We start from the raw sequence: 18,051 nt of genomic DNA on the forward strand, positions 1-18,051 counted from the left end.
TCCGGCGTGCCCGAGCAGCCCGCCCAGGCGCGCCCGATCAAGGCGCAAAGCGCAGCCATAGCTCGGGCTATGGCGAGCATTTGCAACGCCGAGCGGGTGTGTCTGGGCGGGATGAGCGGGCATGGCGGATTCGTTCACACCTTCTCAGGGCAGGTTTTCCCTGAAGATCACCTGGCTGCGCGTCGTTTCCACGCCGCTCAGCGCCTCGCGCTTGTCGCGCAGGTTGGTGAAGATGCGCACGCAGCTCATCAGCGTGGTGTGCGGGCTCTGCGTGATGACTGCATCCATGCTGCCGTCGATCAGCAGCGCACGCGTGTCGGGCGTGAGGCCGTGGCCGATGAAGACCACCTTCTGCTCGCGCCCCGCCTCCTTCAGCGCCCGCGCCACGCCATCTGACGCCCCGCCGATGTTGTAGATGCCGCCCATGTCGGGGTATTGCTCCAGCAATGCGCGGGTCTGGCGGTAGTTCTTGCCCGCGTCGTCCTGGCCTTCGCGCAGGCCCACGACTTCGAGCTTCGGAAACATCTCGTCGATGACATGAAGGAAGCCGGCCTCGCGCTCCTCGTGCGCCTTGTAGCTGAGGCTCCCCGCGATGAGCGCGGCCTTCGCGGCGCGCGCGCCGATGAAGCGGCCGATGAGGTAGCCCGCGGTGCGGCCGGCCGCGCGGTTGTCGAGCCCCACGAACGCCGCGCGCTCGGAGTTCGACAGGTCCGAGATCAGCGTGACCACCGGCAGCCCGCGGGCCGCCAGCGCGGCCACCGCCTCGCGCACCGCCGGATGCTCCAGCGCCATCATCGCGATGCCGTCGCAGCGCTGGCCGTGCTTGCGCAGCGCGTTGGCCAGCTCATGCGGATTGAAGCTCTCGATGAACACCGTGCGGCATTGCACATTGAACGGCGCCCAGTGCTCCTGCGAGTAACCCACCATGTCGCCCAGCATGCGGATGAAGCGGTTGGTGCCCGCGGGCAGCAGGAACACGAGCCGCAGCGGCGGCGGCGTCAGCGCCGCATAGAGTTCGGGCCCCGGCAGGTAGTCGAGCTCGCCCGCGGCCTTGAGCACGCGCTGCACCGTGGCATCGCGCACGCCGGGCCGGCGGTTGAGCACGCGATCGACGGTGGCGGTGGACACCTGCGCCGCGCGCGCGATGTCGACCACGCGCGCGCGCCGCACTTCGGAAGGAGGTGCGGCGGAAGGAGGTGAAGGGTTATCCCGCATACATCAAAAACCATCATGGTCGAGTTTGACCCGGATGATGCATCCTTTTATCTTCGCTGTGGCCCGAATCCACTGATGCATCAGATTGCATCAACCGCATTCCGAAGATCCTGGAGACAAAAGACATGACATCGCTGACCCGCCTGAACCGCCGGGGTGCCCTGCGCACCCTTTCCGCCCTCCCCGCCGCCGGCATCGTGTCGGCCGTGCCGCGCATCGCGCGCGCCGCGGAGTTCTCGTACAAGTACGGCAACAACCTGCCGCTCAGCCACCCGCTGAACATCCGCGCACAAGAGGCCGCAGACCGCATCGCCAAGGAAACCAAGGGCCGGGTCGAGATCAAGATCTTCCCGAACAACCAGCTCGGCGGCGACACCGACATGCTCGCGCAGGTGCGCTCGGGCGGCATCGAGTTCTTCACGCCGTCGGCGCTCGTCATCGCCACGCTGGTGCCGGTGGCGGCCATCAACGCGGTGGGCTTCGCGTTCAACGACTACGGCCAGGTGTGGGCCGCGATGGACGGCAAGGTGGGCGCGCATGTGCGCGGTGCCATTGCCAAGTCGCGCCTCTATGCCTTCGAGAAGATGTGGGACAACGGCTTTCGCCAGACCACCAGCAGCAAGGCTGCCGTGGCTACCGCCAAGGACATGGACGGCCTGAAGATCCGCGTGCCGGTGAGCCCGCTGTCGATCTCGATGTTCAAGGGCCTGGGCGCCGCGCCCGCGAGCCTGCAGTTCAGCGAGGTGTATTCCGCGCTGCAGACCAGGATCGTCGATGCGCAGGAGAACCCGCTGCCGATCATCCAGGTCGCCAAGCTCTTCGAGGTGCAGAAGTTCTGCTCGCTCACCAACCACATCTGGGACGGCTACTGGTTCATCGCCAACGGCCGCGCATGGGACGCCCTGCCCGACGACCTGAAGACCATCGTCGCGCGCGCCATCAACGACGCCGGCATGCAGCAGCGCGAAGACATCAAGAAGCTCAACGAATCGGTGGTCGGCGACCTGCAGGCCAAGGGCCTCACCATCAATCGCCCGACTGCCGACAGCTTCCGCGCGAAGCTGCGCGAATCGGGCTTCTACGGCGAATGGAAAGGCCGCTTCGGCCCCGAGGCCTGGGCGCTGCTCGAAGGCACCGTCGGCAAGCTGGCCTGAGCGGGCCATGGTGCATGAATCCACTTTCGAGGCGGCCCCGTTCGTGGGTGCCGGGCCTTCGGCCAATGCGCTGAGCGGCATCGCCGGGCGCGCCGACCGCGTGATCGGCGGCGCCGTCGAGGCCGTCGCCGCGCTGCTGGTACTGGCCGAGATCTGCGTGCTGTTCGCGGGCGTGGTGTCGCGCTACGTGTTCCATGCACCGCTGGTGTGGTCGGACGAGCTCGCGTCGATCCTCTTTCTCTGGCTCTCGATGCTGGGCGCCGTGGTCGCGCTGCGACGCGGCGAGCACATGCGCATGACGGCGCTGCTGCAGAAGGTGACGCCTTCGACGCGCGCGATGCTCGATGCCTTCGCCATCGCGGCATCGGTCGCATTTCTCGTGCTCATCATCTGGCCCTCGATCGACTATGCGCACGAGGAGTCGTTCATCGTCACACCCGCGCTGGAGATCAGCAACGCATGGCGCGCCGCCGCCATTCCGGCCGGCATCGGCATCATGCTGGTGATGGCGCTGCTGCGGCTGGTGCGCGTGTGCACGGGCAAGCAGATAGCAGTCGCGGTGCTCGGCATGGCCGCGCTGGTGGGCGCCTTCTGGCTCGCCGCGCCGCTCTTCGCGACGCTCGGCAAGTTCAACCTCGTGATCTTCTTCGTGGTCGTGGTGGCCGCCACCGTGCTCTCGGGCGTACCCATCGCGTTCTCGTTCGCGCTCGCCACCTTCGGGTATCTGGCGCTCACCACGCGCACGCCGCTGCTGGTGATGGTGGGGCGGCTCGATGAAGGCATGTCGCACCTCATCCTGCTTGCGGTGCCGCTGTTCATCTTCCTGGGCGCGCTGATCGAGATGACGGGCATGGCGCGCGCCATGATCCAGTTCCTCGCGAGCCTCTTGGGCCATGTGCGCGGCGGCCTCTCGTATGTGCTGATCGGCGCGATGTACCTGGTGTCGGGCATCTCGGGCTCCAAGATCGCCGACATGGCTGCCATTGCGCCGGTGCTGTTCCCCGAGATGGTCAAGCGCGGCGCCAAGCCCGGCGACCTGGTGGCGCTGCTCTCGGCCACGGGCGCGCAGACCGAGACGATTCCGCCGTCGATCGTGCTCATCACCATCGGCTCGGTCACCGGCATCTCGATCGCCGCGCTGTTCACTGGCGGGCTGCTGCCGGCCGTGGTGCTCGGCGTGGCACTGTGCGTGGTCGTGTGGTGGCGCTACCGCCGCGAAGACCTGAGCGGCGTGCAGCGCTACAGCAAGCGCGAAATCGGCAAGCTGCTGATGGTCGCGCTGCCCGCGGTGCTGCTGCCCTTCGTGATCCGCGCTGCGGTGGTCGAAGGCGTGGCCACCGCCACCGAGGTGTCGACCATCGGCATCGTGTATTCGGCGCTGGTCGGGCTCTTCGTGTACCGGCAGTTCGACTGGAAGCGGCTGAAGCCGATGCTGATCGACACCGCCTCGCTCTCGGGCGCGATCATCTTCATCGTCGGCTGCGCCACGGCCATGGCCTGGGGCCTCACGCAGTCGGGCTTCTCGCAGGACCTGGCGCGCATCATGGGCGCGCTGCCGGGCGGCGCGTACGGCTTCCTCGCCGTGTCGATCGTCGCGTTCATCGTGCTGGGCAGCGTGCTCGAAGGCATTCCGGCCATCGTGCTGTTCGGACCGCTGCTGTTCCCCATCGCCAAGGCCGCGGGCGTGCACGAGGTGCACTACGCGATGGTCGTGATCTTCTCGATGGGCATCGGCCTCTTCGCGCCGCCCTTCGGCGTCGGCTACTACGGCGCCTGCGCCGTGAGCAAGGTCAACCCCGACGAGGGCATCCGCCACATCTGGGGTTACATCGCCGCGATGCTGGTGGGCCTCGTGATCGTGGCCGCCTTCCCATGGTTCTCGACCGGCTTCCTCAAGTTCTGATCACAACAACACACTTATCACCGGAGCCAATTGCAATGAGTCGATTCCTCGGCGAGATCCGCCAGCTGGGCTATGTCGTGCACGACATCGAAGCCGCCATGGACTACTGGAGCACCACGCTGGGCGTGGGCCCGTGGTTCTACAACCCCAAGGTGCCCATCAAGAACTACCGCTACAACGGCGAGGCGCACGAACCGCACAACTCGGTCGCGCTTGCGAACTCGGGCTATGTGCAGGTCGAGCTCATCCAGACGCGCAACGACGTGCCCTCGATGTACCGCGACTTCCTGCAGGCCGGCCGCACGGGCCTGCAGCACGTCGCCTACTGGACGGCCGACTACGACGCCGACCTCGCGCGCCTCACCGCGCAGGGCTTCAAGCCGGTGATGAGCGGCGAGGTGGGCGAGCGCGGCCGCTTCATCTACTTCGACACCGAGTACCACCCGGGCACGGTGATCGAACTGTCCGAAGTGGCGGGGCCCAAGGGCAAGATGTTCGACCTGATCCGCAGCGCCTCCGAAGGCTGGGACGGCAGCGAGCCGGTGCGGCCCTTTCCCGACCTGAGCAAGCTGTGACGATGGCGGCCGAACGCATCCGCGCGCGCTACCTGATCGAGACGCCGGTGGACCCGGCGGCCGTCGCCGAGGTGATGGCCGGCGAGCAGTCGTGCGGCACCTTCACGCGGGTCGAAGGCGAGACCGATGCGCTGCGCGAACGTGCGCGGGCGACGGTCGAGGCGATCACCGAGCTGGAACCTGCGCCATCGCCGAGCCTGCCGAACGCGCTGCTCGAACGCAAGGGCACGCGCGGTCCGTGGCGGCGTGCGCATGTCGACATCTCGTTTCCCGTCGCGAACATCGGCGCCAATCTGCCGACGCTCGCAGCGACCGTCTCGGGCAACCTCTACGACCTGGGCGAAGTGACCGGGCTGCGGCTCGAAGCGCTGCACGTGCCCGCCGCGTACCGCGCGCAGTTCGAGATGCCGCGCGTTGGCATCGCGGGCACGCGGCGCGCCACGGGCGTTGCAAGCGGCGCGCTGGTCGGCACGATCATCAAGCCGAACGTGGGCTTGTCGGCGGCCGAGACCGCTGCACTGGTCGGCCGGCTCTGCGCCGCGGGCGTCGATTTCATCAAGGACGACGAGGTCTGCGCCGACCCCGCGCATGCCCCGCTCGCGGAGCGCGTGCCCGCCGTGATGGCGGTCGTGCGCTCCCACCAGGAACGCACCGGCAAGCATGTGATGGTGGCCTTCAACATCACCGACGAAACCGATGCGATGAAGCGCCACGCCGACCTCGTCGAGCGCGAAGGCGGTTCCTGCGTGATGGCCAGCCTCAACTGGTGTGGGCACTCGGGCATCCAGACGCTGCGGCGCCACACGGGCCTTGCACTGCACGGCCACCGCAATGGGTACGGCGCCCTGTCGCGGCACCCGCTGCTGGGCATTTCGTTCCAGGCCTACCAGACGCTGTGGCGCCTCGCGGGTGTGGACCACATGCATGTGCACGGCCTGCAGGGCAAGTTCTCGCAGCCCGACAGCGAAGTCATCGAATCCGCGCGCGACTGCTTCACGCCGTTGACCGACGCGGCGGACGACCGCGTGATGCCCGCCTTCTCGTCGGGCCAATGGGCGGGCACCGTGCCCTCGACCTGGGCCGCCATCGGCAGCGACGACCTGCTCTTCATGGCCGGCGGCGGCATCCTCGCGCACCCCGACGGCACGGAGGCCGGCGTGACCAGCATCCGCCAGGCCTGGTCGGCCGCGCGCGCGGGCACTGCGTTGCAGGACGCCGCGAAGCACGCGCCCGAACTCGCGCGCGCCCTCGCCTTCTTCGGCAAGCCATGACGCCGGCTCCGGCCGTCGCCTACTACGGCGACGATTTCACCGGCGCGACCGACACGCTCGGCACCGCGGCCCGCGCGGGCTTGCGCGCGCTGCTGTTCCTCGAGACGCCCGATGCCGCGCGCATCGAACGCGCCGGACCGCTCGACGTGCTGGGCATCGCGGGCGCGGCACGCGCCATGACACCGGAAGCGATGCAGGCCGAGCTCGCGCCCGTCGCCGCGCTGTTCCGCTCGCTCGGCGCGCGCGTGCTGCACTACAAGACCTGCTCGACCTTCGACAGCGCGCCGCACATCGGCTCCATCGGCGCCGCAGTGCGCGCATTGCGCGGCGCGGTCGAGCAGCCGTGGACAGCCATCGTCGGCGGGCAGCCGAACCTCGGGCGCCATTGCCTCTTCGGCAATCTCTTCGCCGCTGCCGGCGCTGGCGGCGAGGTGTTTCGTATCGACCGACATCCGACGATGAGCCGGCACCCGGTGACGCCGATGCACGAGTCGGACCTGCGGCTGCACTTGGCCGGGCAAGGCCTGGCCGATGTGCGCTCCATTCCCTACACGGCGGCGTCGAACGGAAGCAACGCGCTTAGCGAGGCGCTGCAGCGGGCGCTACATCCGCCCTCGCCTGCGGCACCGCCCGAAGCCGTGCTGTTCGACGTGGCCGACGCGGCGCAACTCGCGGCCATCGGCGAGGTGTTGTGGGCGCACGCCCGACGCGACACCTTGCTGGCCGTGGGACCGAGCAGCGTGGTCGATGCGCTGGCCGCGGCGCTCGGCCCGCGCGTCGATGCGCAAACCGCCGCCGTGGCGCCAGCGACCGGCCCCGTGCTCGTTCTTGCAGGCAGTCTCTCTCCCGTTACCGCGCGGCAGGTGGCGGCCGCGCAATCATTCGACATCGTGTGGCTCGATGCGCCGCGACTCGCCCAACGCGATGCGCCAACCTTGCAGCGCCACGCCCGGGACATCGCACAGGCGCTCGCCCGTGGCCGCCACGTGCTGGCTTGCACCCGCCCGCCCGAGCAGGCATCGCCGTCGCCGGACGTCGATGCTCAAGCCCTCGCACGCGCCGGTGGAGATTTGCTGGTTCAAGTGCTGGCGCACGTACCGCTGCGGCGCGTGGGCGTGGCCGGTGGCGACACCTCGAGCCACGGCGTCCAGGCGCTCGACGCCTGGGGCCTCTCCTACGTGGCCGACATGGGTGCCGGCGCCTCGCTGTGCCGCGTGCACAGCGACGACGCACGGCTCGACGGCATGGAGATCATGCTGAAGGGCGGCCAGATGGGCACCGACGACGTGTTCGAACGCCTGGTGCACGGCGCCGCGGGCTGAGCCACCGCGCGGCGGCCATCGCCGGTGTTCAGAACTGCCCCTGCCCGTCGCCCGAGCGGTCATGGACCCAGCGCATCGCCTGCTGCTCCGCATGGCGCAGCGCTTCGGCCTCCGTGGCGTAGGCGATCTCGTCGGTGTCGTTGGGCAACTCGATCTCTTCTTCCTTCTCGCCCTTTCGCACGCGGCAGCGCACGATCGGGCGATAGGTCTGGCTCTCGTCCAGCCGCTCGGCGCGGCAGAGAAAGAACCAGCCGCGGTAGGTGAACGTGGCCACGCGTTCTTCGTAGGGTGTCGGTGTTGCTTGCATGAGGGGCGTGCCTTTCGTTTGCGGTTGGCTTCAATCTGCGGCGCATGCAGGCGGCGCCGTGTGAGAACCGGCCCACGCCGCGCGTCGGCAAGATGCACCTCATCGACCCGGCGCAGCGGGTTAGGGTGGCTGCGGCCCCTCCGATCACCATCGATTCCCTCACCATGGAAATGCTTTCTCTCGTTCAATGGCCTGCGTTCGCCGCGTCGGTCGCGGCCGCCTGGCTGGTGGCTTCGAACTCGAAGACACGGCGCAACGCCGGCTTCTGGGTCTTCCTGCTCAGCAATGTGCTGTGGACGGTCTGGGGCGTCCACACGAGCGCCTGGGCGCTGATTGCGCTGCAGGTGTGCCTGGCCGCGCTCAACATCCGCGGTCTCTTCAAGACCGAAGACAAGGCGGACGGCCATTGATGCAGGGGGGGCCGGTGCGCCCTGGCCTCCTTGTCCTCTTGCATCGCCCTGCATGCGCATGCGGAAAAATCCTACGCACCGGCGCAAGTGCGCTCTGCAACCTGAGGTTTCCCACCAACCACATGGAGCCCCACGATGCCCACCACCAAGCGCGCCGAACCCGATGCATGCAGCCTTCTGGACACGGACCACAAGAACGTCAAGAAGATGTTCACTGCCTACGAGGAACTGGCGAACTCCAAGGCCGCGAGCGCGGCCGACAAGAAGCGCGAGCTGGCCAACCAGATCTGCGCGGAACTGACGGTCCACACGCAGATCGAGGAAGAAATCTTCTACCCCGCCGTGCGCGAGGCGATCAAGGAAACCGACCTGCTCGATGAGGCCGAGGTCGAACACGCGAGCGCCAAGGACCTGATCGCGCAGATCCAGGAAGCCACCGAGATCGACGACATGTTCGATGCCAAGGTGAAGGTGCTGGGCGAGTACATCGACCACCACGTGAAGGAAGAGCGCAACGAGATGTTCCCCAAGGCGCGCGCCGCCCGCGGCCTCGACCTCGTAGCCATGCGCGAGCAGCTCATGGCACGCAAGGAAGAGCTGATGGGCGAACTGATGGGCGAGCCGGCGTAAGACGCTCCCCCCCAGCCCGACCACACGTCCGGCACCGGCACCCGGTGCCGGACGCTTCAACCTATGGAAACCCCCGCCATGACCGCCACCGCCGGAAACACCAGCAAGCTCTGGGAGCTGATCAAGGACACCCGCTACGGCATGCTCACGCACCGCCATGCCGATGGCCAGTTGCACAGCCATCCGCTGACCACGCAGAACAAGGACGTGGATGAAAACGCGACGCTCTACTTCTTCGTGCCGAAGGACGGAGAGATCGCACGGCACGTCGCAACCGACCCGACCGTGAACGTCTCCTATGCCAACACCGATGACGACAGCTACGTTTCCGTCGCGGGCCACGCGGCCCTGATGGAAGACCAAGCCAAGAAGGAAGCCCTGTTCAACACGGCGGCCAAGGCCTGGTTTCCCGATGGGCCGACCGACCCCAACCTGGGCCTCCTGGCCGTGAGCGTGCTGCGCGCCGAATACTGGGACGTGGGCGACAGCAAGATGGTGCAGCTGTTCAAGATGGCCAAGGCCGCGGTGACGGGCAAGACACCGGACATGGGCGAACACAAGAAGGTCGCCGTTTCCTGATGAGTGCGGTGCCAACGCATTCGCAATCACCATCGCCCACGACAGCGCCGCACCGCTGGCAGTTCATCCGGGTCGGGGGTGCCGACCAGGTTATCTTTCGCACGGGCGAAGACATCGCCCGCCTCGGGGAGCTGGACCAGAAGCTGTGGGTCGCCCTCGCCTGTCCGACACGCGGCATCGACTTCGATGCGCGCACGCTGGATCTCATCGATGCCGACGGGGACGGCCGCGTGCGCCCGCCCGAAGTGGTCGCGGCCTGCGAATGGGTGTGTGCGCGGCTGCGCAATCCCGATGTGCTGCTGCAAGGCAGCGACGTGCTGCCGCTGGACGACCTGGATGCCGCCAACGCCGATGGCGCGCGCCTGATCGAGGAGGCGCGCCGCCTGCTGCAGATCCAGGGCAAGCCCGATTCGGCCACGCTCACGCTGGCCGACATCGCCGACCGCGGCGAGTTGCTGGCGGCCATGCGTTTCAACGGCGATGGCGTCATCACGCCCGAGACGGCCGAAGACGACGCCGTGCGCGCCACGGTCGCCGAGATCATTCGCACCCACGGCAGCGTGCCCGACCGGCACAAGGCCACGCCGGGCATCGACCGCCCGCGCATCGAAGCCTTCTTCGCCGAGGTGCAGGCCGCGCGCGACTGGCATGCCAAGGCCGACGCGAACGACAAGGCGCTGATGCCGCTCGGCGAGCCCACGCTGGCCGCAGCGGACGCCACGCGCAAGGTGCAGGCCAAGCTCGACGACTACTTCGCGCGCTGCCGCGTCGCCGCGTTCGATGCGCAGGCCATGGCGGCACTGAACCCTTCGCCCGAGGCCTATGACGCGTTGGGCGCGAACAGGCTCGACCTGCGCGCCGACCCGATTGCCGACCTGCCGCTCGCCCCCGTCACGCCAAGCTGCGTGCTGCCGCTGCATGGCAACCGCATCAACCCCGCGTGGACCCAAGAAATCGCCGCGTTCGCCGAACGCGCCGTCACGCCGCTGCTGGGCGCGCGCGAGGAACTCGCGGAGACGGAGTGGCAGGCCATCAAGCAGCAGTTCGCGCCGCTGCAAGCGTTGATGGCCGAGCGGCCCGACAACGCCGCCGCCGCGCTGTCGCTCGCGCAACTCGATGCCTTCCTGCAGACGCGCGAACCGCTGCTCGCGCTCCTTCACGACGACGAAGCCGCCGAGACGCACAACAACCTGCTGGTCGACCTCGAGAAGCTGATCCGGCTGCGGCGCGACCTCGTGGTGCTGCTCAACAACTTCGTGTCGTTCAAGGCCTTCTACCGGCGCGAGGGCGCGATCTTCCAGGCCGGCACGCTCTACCTGGACGGCCGAAGCTGCGAGCTCACGGTGCAGGTGCAGGACACGGCCAAGCACGCGGTGCTGGCGGGCCTTGCGAAGACCTGCCTCGCGTATTGCGACTGCACGCGCCAGGGACAGAAGATGAGCATCGTCGCGGCCTTCACCGCGGGCGACATCGACTTTCTGTTCGTCGGCCGCAACGGCGTCTTCTACGACCGCCAGGGCCGCGACTGGGACGCCACCATCACCAAGCTGATCGAGAACCCGACCAGCGTGGCGCAGGCCTTCTTCGCGCCCTACAAGAAGTTCGTGCGGGTGATCGAGGAGCAGGTCGCCAAGCGCGCGGCCGCGAGCGAGGCGGCCGGCCAGGGCACGTTGACGAGCTTTGCGACCAAGCTCACGACCGCCGATCAGGCCGCAGCAGCGGGCGCGGCCAAGACGCCCGCTGCCGCGCCCCGCACGGCGGGCCGCGTGGATGTCGGCACCGTGGCCGCCATCGGCGTCGCCCTCGGGAGCATCAGCGCGGTGCTGGTTGCGATCTTCGGCAAGTTCGTCGACCTGGGGCAATGGATACCGGTGGCGCTCATCGGCATCGTCGCGGCGATCTCCGGGCCGAGCATGCTGATCGCCTGGCTCAAGCTGCGCCAGCGCAGCCTCGGACCGATCCTGGACGCGAGCGGGTGGGCCATCAACGGGCGCATGAAGGTCAACGTGCGGCTGGGCGGCATGCTGTCGCAGACCGCGCATGTGCCGCCGGGCGCGCGGCGGGTGGCGCGCGATCCGTACCGCGAGCGGCACGGCGCGGCCGGTGTCGCCGCCGCGGCGGTGCTGGCGCTGGCGCTCGTGGTGCTGGCCTGGCGCATGGACTGGCTGGACCACCGGCTGCCCACCGCGCTGCAGCACTCGCCGACCGCCGAGGCCACGTTGCCGCCCGCGCCGTCGTCGTAGCGGCGGGATCAGCCCAGACGGATAGATACAGGGGCTATGAAACTTCCGGGCCGCATTGCACGGGCTCGGGGGTTTGAACGTCAGGCGCCGGGCCTCGCGTTCCGCTCGCGGATGAAGTGGCCGACCCGGAGCCTGACGCGCTCCATGGCGGCTTCCAGGCTGAGTTGCGGGGTGATCACGAGCACCCATCGGGGATCGCCGCCGAAGCTCAGGCTGGCCATGCCGACATAGCTGCCGGCGGGTGTCTGCGTGAGCTTGAAGGAGCCGGTCCAGTGCTCCGGCAGGTCGATGGCAAAGGGGGTTGCTTCCATATGAGGGGGTCGAGGGTAGTGGCTCGCGCTCGTGCGCCCCAAGGAACTATTACCAGAGCGGCAATAAATTCCGCAGACCTGCTTTATGGCCGGTCGGACTGAAATCGCGTTCCACTGAATAGGTCTGCTCCCTCGGTAGGAGCCCTCCCGCATCACAAAGCGCCATTGCCCCCCGGCTTCGGTCACGGACGGCGCACACAATGGCACGCCTCCCTGCACGAGTTCTCGCCCGCATGACCCTCAACGACCTGTCGCCCCGCCTCGAACGAAGTCTCTGCGCACTGGGCCTCGGTGCCCTGCTCGCGCTGTCGGCCTGCACGGGCAGCACCGAAGCCAAGCGACAGGCCGACAACAGCACGCCGCCGCCCACCGACTGCACCGCCTGGGTCGGCACCGACCGCAACGCGATGCTGCCCGGCTACCTGCTGCATCAAGGGCCCAAGGGCACGGGCAGCTCCGTCTGCGTGCCGCTGCTGCTCACGGCCAACCCCACGCCGGCGAGCTACGCGGGCGGCGACTATCACATCAGCGAATTCACCGACGACAAGCTCAAGGCCCGCTGGCGCGCCTGCAAGGAAGATGCGGCCTGCTTCAAGCGCATCAACGCACAGATGCAGCGCTGGCTGCCGCCGAACAAGGCGCGCGCCACGCGCTCCACCGGCGTGGTCGATCCGTCCGGAAAGATCGATCCCGACGGGCAGGTCGACCTGAAGCAGATCCGCCGGCCCGCCTTCTTCGCGAAGGCGCCCTACCGCGAAGGCATCGCCGAAGCCGAGGGCCGTACCTACACGGTCGAGTTCACCGTACCGCCCGATGCCTTCGAGCGCATCGACCTGAAGAAGACCGCCGACATCAAGCTGCGCGGCTGGTACATCGAAGGCGCCGGCGTGGACGACGGCAAGGGCGGCAAGGTGCGCGCGCTCGCGATCATGGCGCCGGGCGGCGGCGGGCAGCTCACGGCGATCCAGCATCCGGACGAGGTCTCCTACCGGATCGACGAGAAGACGGGCAAGACGACGCCGCTGCAGTTCCCCAACGCCACCACCGAAACCATGGGCCAGCGCTGGTGGCGCGAGAACCTTTATGCGCTGAACCAGGCGGGCTTCGACGTGCTGGCCTACGACCGGCGCGGCGAAGGCATCTCGGGCGGCTTCAGCGACACCAACACGCTAGAGCAAGGCGAGGACGTGTTCCGCACGCTAGGCCAGCTGGAAGACGGCCGGGGGCTGCGCATGCTCACGCCTTCTGGCGAGATGCTCGAAGGCACCGCCGCGCGCGGCCGGCTGCTGGCGGGCATGAAGGCCAACGAGATTCCGCTGGTGCTGGGCGGCTACTCGCGCGGCTCGATGTCGACCGCCTGGGCGATGACCACGAACTACGTCGCCACCTGCAGCTTCGACCTGCCGGAAGTGAACTGCGCCAAGCCCCGGGGCCTGCGAAACATCCGTGGCGCGATCTTGCTGTCGTCGTTCGCGAGCGGCGCGGGCTATGTGGGCGACGCGCCCGATCTCGCGGACCGCAACCTGTTCCTGGGCGGCATGGCGGCGGACCACCACATCCTTTTCTATCCGAACTCCGCCCCGCTCGCGGGCATGGACCGCTGGCCCGCGGCCTTCTTCGGCAAGGGCCTGTGGGACCGCGCGGAAACGCTGGAAGGCACCGTCGCGGCCTACAACCGCATCCGCGGCGTGAAGGAGATCGTGCTGGCGCGCGGGCCGCATTCGATCGAGACCTGGCCCGAATCGGACCGCCGCTACCTGCGCGAGCGCATGGTCGCGTATGCGAAGGTGGTGGTGATCGGCGGGCGCACCGTGCCGGGCGCGCGGTCGTGGAAGGACTTCAAGGGACTGGTCGCGACCACGCCCGATTCGTGGGAGCCGTCGTCGAGGCCCAAGACCACGACACCTACACTGGCCCGATGACCACCAAGTACCTGCTGCTCCCCTTCTGCGCACTCGTTCTCATGGCCTGCGCGCAACCCCAACCTCAGCCCGAACCGCCTCGGGTCGGCATGGCGAACCCGGCATCGGTCTATTGCCAGAAGCTCGGCGGCAAGACGCTCATGAAGTCGAACGACAAGGGGCAGTTCGGCATCTGCCAGTTGCCCGATGGCAAAGAGATCGAGGAGTGGGCGCTGTATCGGCGGGATCACCCCGCGAAGTAGAACGGCGCGGCGTCAGCTCAATCCCACCACCGGGTAGCGCCGCCACCCGGCCTCCGCATGGCGCTGGCCATGCGCAAAGATAAAGCCCAGTACCGCCTGTGGGTCGCCGAGCTTGTCGGGGTTGTTCTTCTTCCATGCCTCGAAGCCGGCCTTCAGCGCCGGCTCTTCTTCCAGCATCCGGTGCGCCGTGTCTTCGAACACGTAGGCCGAGAAGCTCTCCTTCTTTTCGAGCACGCCGTTGAAGAAGCCCCAGCGGAAGAAGCTGTCGTGGGCTTGGGGCTCCAGCGTTTCGACGATGTAGCGGGCCTTGGGCTGGTCGAGCGAAATCCACACATCGCCGGCGCGCGCATGAACGGTCTCGGCGTGCGGAACGAGCGACACCTCGTCATGGAACATGTGCCCTTCGTACGGCCCGGGGCGCGGGGCCACGTGCGCGATGCGGTACACGCGGGCGTTCTCGAAGGCCTGGTCTTTTTCCAACCTGCGCAGCGCCACGCCATTCCATTCCAGCCGCTCGATCACTTCGCGCCAGGCCTGCGGAACGAGATAGGCCTTGGGCGCGGCAACGACCACCTCTTCCACGAAGCGATCGAAGTACGGAATGTCTTTTTCCCAAGGCTGGTTGCGGTCGTAAGACAGGCGCTGGTAATTGCCCAGGCTGCTCGGCGTGTAGACCGCCTCGTACCCCTTGAAGCGAAAGCTGTTCGGCCGGCTCTGATCCGAACGCCAGGACAGCGGCCACTGCGCCTGCTGCGCAGAACCTGCCTTGGTCTCGCGGCGCAGCGTTTGAATCTCCGCCGCATGCGCGACAGTGAAATCCAGCACCACTTCGACCAGCGTCCGCATCGCCGCAACTCGGTCGGCGTAGGGCTTGAGCATGTGCGTCTCGGGCATGAAGCCGATGGTGTGGTGCAGGGCCGCGTAGCCGGTCGAGAAGCGCGGCGAGTCGAGGAAGTCGGCGATGCCGTCGTCGGGCGTCTCGGCCACGCAGTTCACGTAGGGGCAGGTGGGCCATCCGCGCTCGCCCATGTCGCCGTAGATCGCGGGCAGCATGCGGCTGCGCAGGAACTGGCCGAGGCCACCGCCGAGCTTGTCGGGCTGGGTCGGGATCAGCGTCATCGTGTAGGCGTAGTCGGCACCGTTCGAGGTGTGGGTGTCGACCATCACGTCCGGGTCCCACGCGGTGAAGAAGCGGTTGAACACCTGCGCGGCGAGGCTGTCGCACTTGATGAAGTCGCGGTTCAGGTCCAGGTGCCGCGCGTTGCCGCGAAAGCCGAACGATTCCGGGCCCAGTTGGTTCACGCGGGAGGTGCTTTGCCGGTTGAGGCAGCCGTCCACGTTGTAGACCGGAATGAACAGGAAGACCGTGTCGCCCAGTGCAGCGAGCCGCGCAGGCTCGGTGCATAAATCGCGCACCAGCGCCATGCAGGTGTCGATGCCCTCGGGCTCGCCGGGGTGGATGCCGTTGTTGTTGAAGAAGACCGGACGCCCCTCGCGCTTGAGCGCCTCCCGGTCGAACTGCGCATCGGCAGTGACGATGCCCGCGTGCATCGGAATGCCGTTGTCCGAGGTGCCGATCTGCTGCCATCGCAGCACCGAGGGAAAGTCCTTCGCGAGCCGTTCGTAGAAGGCGACGCATTCGGCCCAGGTGGTGGTCTGGTTGCGGTTGCCGTGTTCGTACGGCGTGAGGTACTGGCGGTCTTTTTCGGCAGGCATCGGGAAAGGCTCCGTTGATCGAAACCGATTCTGCATCGACGATCGCGTGTCTTCCACGGGCATCTCGCAAGGAACATCCATGGCTCCCTTCTCTTCTTCCCTCTTTCGCGCCGCGCTCCTGGCCTGCGGCGCGGTCTTCGCTTTTTCGGCACAGGCGGCCGACTACACCGGCCCGATCTTCGACGCCCATCTCCACTACAACGAGGAAGCCTGGAACGGCAGCAGCGGCCCGTTTCCGCCGGCCGAGGCGCTCGCGCGCATGCAGCGCAACGGCGTGCGCGCCATCGTCGGCAACTCGCGGCCCAACGAAGGCACGCGCACGCTCGCGGCGCTGCGCGAGACGCGCGAAGCCGGCGTCACCGTCGTGCCCTTCGTGCGCCTCTACCGCAACCGCGCCGACTACACCAACTGGTTCCGCGACGAGACCATCTACGAGATGGTGCAGAGCGAACTCGCGCGCGGCACCGCGAGCGGCCCCTACCGAGGCATTGGCGAATTTCACCTGTACGAGAGCGCCAACGCGAACGGCCCGGTCGCAAAGAAGCTGATGCTGCTGGCCGAGCAGCGGCAGCTCGCCGTGCTCGCGCACGTGGACGACGAGGCGGTCGACCTGCTGATGGCGCACTCGCCCACGCAAGGCCGCGAGCTGCGGCTGATCTGGGCGCACACGGGCATCGGCGGCACGCCCGTCGCGCGGGTGCGGCAGATGCTGGAGCGCTATCCGAAGCTGATGGGCGAGCTGTCGTACCGCCCCGGGCTCACCTGCGAAGGCGGCAAGCTGTGCGCGCCGTGGCGCGAGCTGATCCTGGCGTTTCCCGACCGCTTCCTCGTCGGTTCCGACACCTGGGTCAACCAGCGCTGGAGCTCCTACGACGAGACCATGCAGGGCTACCGCAACTGGCTCGGCGACCTGCCGCCGGCCATCGCGCAGCGCGTGGCGTGGGGGAATGCGGCGGGGTTGTTCGGGGTGCGATAGCCCGACTGAACCGAGGGTTTACCCGAACCCGCGGTTACACTGGATTACCTTTTCACACGAGCGGCGAAGGGCCTGTCGGCTTTCCCGGAGAGGCTTCGACCGCTCGGCATCGCCATCCCATGCCCTTCCTCAAAACCTCCCTTCACCGCAGAGACGCGATCAAGTACGTTGCCGCCGCCGGCGCCGCCATCGCACTCCCCGCCCTCGCCCAACCCGCACGCATCGTGCTCGGCCAATCCGCCGCCTTCAGCGGCCCCGCGGAGCAACTGGGCCTGCAGATGAACCAGGGCGCGCGCATCTACTTCGACGCGCTCAACGCCACCGGCGGCGTCAACGGCCGCACCGTCGAGCTGCGCACGCTCGACGACGGCTACGAGCCCGAGCGCTGCAAGGCCAACACCGACAAGCTCATCAAGGACGACGTCTTCGCCCTCTTCGGCTACGTCGGCACGCCCACCTGCATGGCCGCGATGCCGCTGGTCGACGCGGCGAAGATCCCGTTCTTCGGCCCCTTCACCGGCGCCGAGGCGTTGCGCGATCCGTTCCGCAAGACCGTGTTCCACGTGCGCGCCTCGTACGACGACGAGACCGCGCTCATCGTCAAGCAGCTCACCTCGCTCGGCATCCAGAAGATCGCGGTGTTCCACCAGAACGACGCCTACGGACAGGCCGGACTCTCGGGCGTCCTCAGCGCGCTCAAGCCCATCGGCCTGGCGCCGGTTGCCATCGGCACCGTCGAGCGCAACTCGGTCAACGTGAGCAAGGCGGTGAAGGACATCATGGCCGCCCAGCCCGCCGCCGTGATCCAGGTGGGTGCCTACAAGGCGTGCGCCGCCTTCATCCGCGAAGCGCGCAAGGCCGGCTACGGCGGCACCTTCTTCAACGTGTCGTTCGTCGGCACGCAGGCCCTGGCCGACGAGCTCGGCAAGGAAGCCCGCGGCGTGGTGATCAGCCAGGTCATGCCCTCCCCGTTCTCCACCAGCACCGCGATTTCGCGCGAGTACGTGGAAGCGGTGCGCAAGGCCGGCGGCGATGCCAAGCCGAACTACTCGAGCATGGAAGGCTACGTGGCGGCCAAGGTGTTCGCCGAGGGCCTGAAGCGCGCCGGCAAGCCGGCCACGCGCGACTCGCTCGTCGCCGGGCTCGAATCCATGCAGAACACCGACTTCGGCGGCTTCCACGTCGACTTCAGCGCGCGCGACCACAAGGCGTCGAACTACGTCGAGCTGTCGATGCTCACGGAAGACGGCAAGGTCCGTCGCTGACATCGCCCAC

Annotated in this window: 17 protein-coding genes; 13 read left to right on the forward strand and 4 right to left on the reverse strand. The window is 67.9% G+C overall.

What is annotated here, in order from left to right; genetic code table 11:
• Positions 1 to 144: 144 nt before the first annotated feature.
• Complete coding sequence (locus QF040_RS11205; protein WP_429611077.1) at positions 145 to 1,215, reverse strand: LacI family DNA-binding transcriptional regulator; 1,071 nt, start codon at positions 1,213 to 1,215, stop codon at positions 145 to 147.
• Positions 1,216 to 1,340: 125 nt separating this feature from the next.
• Between QF040_RS11205 and QF040_RS11210 the strand changes: the two genes are divergently transcribed.
• From QF040_RS11210 to QF040_RS11230, 5 genes are read left to right on the forward strand one after another with little or no spacing between them, the layout of a single operon-like run.
• Complete coding sequence (locus QF040_RS11210) at positions 1,341 to 2,369, forward strand: TRAP transporter substrate-binding protein (protein ID WP_429611078.1); 1,029 nt, start codon at positions 1,341 to 1,343, stop codon at positions 2,367 to 2,369.
• Positions 2,370 to 2,376: 7 nt separating this feature from the next.
• Positions 2,377 to 4,272, forward strand: coding sequence for a TRAP transporter large permease subunit (locus QF040_RS11215; RefSeq protein WP_429611079.1), 1,896 nt, complete (start codon positions 2,377 to 2,379; stop codon positions 4,270 to 4,272).
• Positions 4,273 to 4,307: 35 nt separating this feature from the next.
• Positions 4,308 to 4,847, forward strand: coding sequence for a VOC family protein (locus tag QF040_RS11220; RefSeq protein ID WP_101490957.1), 540 nt, complete (start codon positions 4,308 to 4,310; stop codon positions 4,845 to 4,847).
• 2 nt (positions 4,848 to 4,849) lie between these two features.
• Entirely contained in the window at positions 4,850 to 6,118 is a 1,269-nt protein-coding gene (locus QF040_RS11225; protein ID WP_429611080.1) for a ribulose-bisphosphate carboxylase large subunit family protein, read from the forward strand.
• Positions 6,115 to 7,440 carry a four-carbon acid sugar kinase family protein gene (locus QF040_RS11230; RefSeq protein ID WP_429611081.1) on the forward strand — a complete coding sequence of 442 codons (1,326 nt, stop codon included), beginning with the start codon at positions 6,115 to 6,117 and terminating at the stop codon, positions 7,438 to 7,440. Before QF040_RS11225 ends, QF040_RS11230 begins: the two co-directional genes overlap by 4 nt.
• 28 nt (positions 7,441 to 7,468) lie before the next feature.
• On the opposite strand, the gene QF040_RS11235 is transcribed toward QF040_RS11230, so the two are convergent.
• Positions 7,469 to 7,747 (reverse strand): hypothetical protein, encoded by a 279-nt coding sequence (locus tag QF040_RS11235; protein WP_429611082.1) that lies wholly within the window; start codon positions 7,745 to 7,747, stop codon positions 7,469 to 7,471.
• A gap of 164 nt (positions 7,748 to 7,911) precedes the next feature.
• On the opposite strand from QF040_RS11235, the gene QF040_RS11240 reads away from it, so the two are divergent.
• The 4 genes from QF040_RS11240 (at position 7,912) to QF040_RS11255 (ending at position 11,609) form a co-directional block, all read left to right on the forward strand.
• Positions 7,912 to 8,157 carry a hypothetical protein gene (locus QF040_RS11240; RefSeq protein WP_429611083.1) on the forward strand — a complete coding sequence of 82 codons (246 nt, stop codon included), beginning with the start codon at positions 7,912 to 7,914 and terminating at the stop codon, positions 8,155 to 8,157.
• A 135-nt stretch (positions 8,158 to 8,292) separates the two neighbouring features.
• Positions 8,293 to 8,787 carry a hemerythrin domain-containing protein gene (locus QF040_RS11245; RefSeq protein WP_307600031.1) on the forward strand — a complete coding sequence of 165 codons (495 nt, stop codon included), beginning with the start codon at positions 8,293 to 8,295 and terminating at the stop codon, positions 8,785 to 8,787.
• Between the two features lie 78 nt (positions 8,788 to 8,865).
• Complete coding sequence (locus QF040_RS11250) at positions 8,866 to 9,366, forward strand: pyridoxamine 5'-phosphate oxidase family protein (RefSeq protein WP_429611084.1); 501 nt, start codon at positions 8,866 to 8,868, stop codon at positions 9,364 to 9,366.
• Positions 9,366 to 11,609, forward strand: a complete 2,244-nt coding sequence (locus QF040_RS11255; RefSeq protein ID WP_429611085.1) for a hypothetical protein — start codon at positions 9,366 to 9,368, stop codon at positions 11,607 to 11,609. Before QF040_RS11250 ends, QF040_RS11255 begins: the two co-directional genes overlap by 1 nt.
• An 80-nt stretch (positions 11,610 to 11,689) precedes the next feature.
• On the opposite strand, the gene QF040_RS11260 is transcribed toward QF040_RS11255, so the two are convergent.
• Complete coding sequence (locus QF040_RS11260; RefSeq protein ID WP_429611086.1) at positions 11,690 to 11,920, reverse strand: hypothetical protein; 231 nt, start codon at positions 11,918 to 11,920, stop codon at positions 11,690 to 11,692.
• A 233-nt stretch (positions 11,921 to 12,153) separates the two neighbouring features.
• On the opposite strand from QF040_RS11260, the gene QF040_RS11265 reads away from it, so the two are divergent.
• Positions 12,154 to 13,842, forward strand: coding sequence for a hypothetical protein (locus tag QF040_RS11265; protein WP_429611087.1), 1,689 nt, complete (start codon positions 12,154 to 12,156; stop codon positions 13,840 to 13,842).
• Positions 13,839 to 14,084: a putative hemolysin gene (locus QF040_RS11270; protein WP_429611088.1), complete on the forward strand. Its 246-nt coding sequence runs from the start codon at positions 13,839 to 13,841 to the stop codon at positions 14,082 to 14,084. Before QF040_RS11265 ends, QF040_RS11270 begins: the two co-directional genes overlap by 4 nt.
• Before the next feature lie 12 nt (positions 14,085 to 14,096).
• Here the strand turns inward: QF040_RS11270 and QF040_RS11275 are convergent, their stop codons facing one another.
• Positions 14,097 to 15,800 (reverse strand): M14 family zinc carboxypeptidase, encoded by a 1,704-nt coding sequence (locus tag QF040_RS11275; RefSeq protein WP_429611089.1) that lies wholly within the window; start codon positions 15,798 to 15,800, stop codon positions 14,097 to 14,099.
• Positions 15,801 to 15,879: 79 nt separating this feature from the next.
• On the opposite strand from QF040_RS11275, the gene QF040_RS11280 reads away from it, so the two are divergent.
• Together QF040_RS11280 and QF040_RS11285 are read left to right on the forward strand one after the other, a co-directional pair.
• Complete coding sequence (locus QF040_RS11280; protein WP_429611090.1) at positions 15,880 to 16,776, forward strand: amidohydrolase family protein; 897 nt, start codon at positions 15,880 to 15,882, stop codon at positions 16,774 to 16,776.
• Positions 16,777 to 16,895: 119 nt separating this feature from the next.
• Positions 16,896 to 18,041, forward strand: coding sequence for an ABC transporter substrate-binding protein (locus tag QF040_RS11285; protein WP_429611091.1), 1,146 nt, complete (start codon positions 16,896 to 16,898; stop codon positions 18,039 to 18,041).
• Positions 18,042 to 18,051: the final 10 nt, after the last annotated feature.

It is taken from the genome of Variovorax sp. W2I14, assembly GCF_050435205.1.
In the GTDB taxonomy this organism is placed as follows: domain Bacteria; phylum Pseudomonadota; class Gammaproteobacteria; order Burkholderiales; family Burkholderiaceae_C; genus Variovorax; species Variovorax paradoxus_C.

Coding starts and splice junctions, on each gene's coding strand:
- QF040_RS11220 (WP_101490957.1), top strand. CDS start 4,308: ATGAGTCGATTCCTCGGCGAGATCCGCCAGCTGGGCTATGTCGTGCAC.
- QF040_RS11230 (WP_429611081.1), top strand. CDS start 6,115: ATGACGCCGGCTCCGGCCGTCGCCTACTACGGCGACGATTTCACCGGC.
- QF040_RS11250 (WP_429611084.1), top strand. CDS start 8,866: ATGACCGCCACCGCCGGAAACACCAGCAAGCTCTGGGAGCTGATCAAG.
- QF040_RS11285 (WP_429611091.1), top strand. CDS start 16,896: ATGCCCTTCCTCAAAACCTCCCTTCACCGCAGAGACGCGATCAAGTAC.
- QF040_RS11280 (WP_429611090.1), top strand. CDS start 15,880: ATGGCTCCCTTCTCTTCTTCCCTCTTTCGCGCCGCGCTCCTGGCCTGC.
- QF040_RS11275 (WP_429611089.1), bottom strand. CDS start 15,800: ATGCCTGCCGAAAAAGACCGCCAGTACCTCACGCCGTACGAACACGGC.
- QF040_RS11205 (WP_429611077.1), bottom strand. CDS start 1,215: ATGCGGGATAACCCTTCACCTCCTTCCGCCGCACCTCCTTCCGAAGTG.
- QF040_RS11210 (WP_429611078.1), top strand. CDS start 1,341: ATGACATCGCTGACCCGCCTGAACCGCCGGGGTGCCCTGCGCACCCTT.
- QF040_RS11235 (WP_429611082.1), bottom strand. CDS start 7,747: ATGCAAGCAACACCGACACCCTACGAAGAACGCGTGGCCACGTTCACC.
- QF040_RS11270 (WP_429611088.1), top strand. CDS start 13,839: ATGACCACCAAGTACCTGCTGCTCCCCTTCTGCGCACTCGTTCTCATG.
- QF040_RS11265 (WP_429611087.1), top strand. CDS start 12,154: ATGACCCTCAACGACCTGTCGCCCCGCCTCGAACGAAGTCTCTGCGCA.
- QF040_RS11255 (WP_429611085.1), top strand. CDS start 9,366: ATGAGTGCGGTGCCAACGCATTCGCAATCACCATCGCCCACGACAGCG.
- QF040_RS11240 (WP_429611083.1), top strand. CDS start 7,912: ATGGAAATGCTTTCTCTCGTTCAATGGCCTGCGTTCGCCGCGTCGGTC.
- QF040_RS11215 (WP_429611079.1), top strand. CDS start 2,377: ATGGTGCATGAATCCACTTTCGAGGCGGCCCCGTTCGTGGGTGCCGGG.
- QF040_RS11225 (WP_429611080.1), top strand. CDS start 4,850: ATGGCGGCCGAACGCATCCGCGCGCGCTACCTGATCGAGACGCCGGTG.
- QF040_RS11245 (WP_307600031.1), top strand. CDS start 8,293: ATGCCCACCACCAAGCGCGCCGAACCCGATGCATGCAGCCTTCTGGAC.
- QF040_RS11260 (WP_429611086.1), bottom strand. CDS start 11,920: ATGGAAGCAACCCCCTTTGCCATCGACCTGCCGGAGCACTGGACCGGC.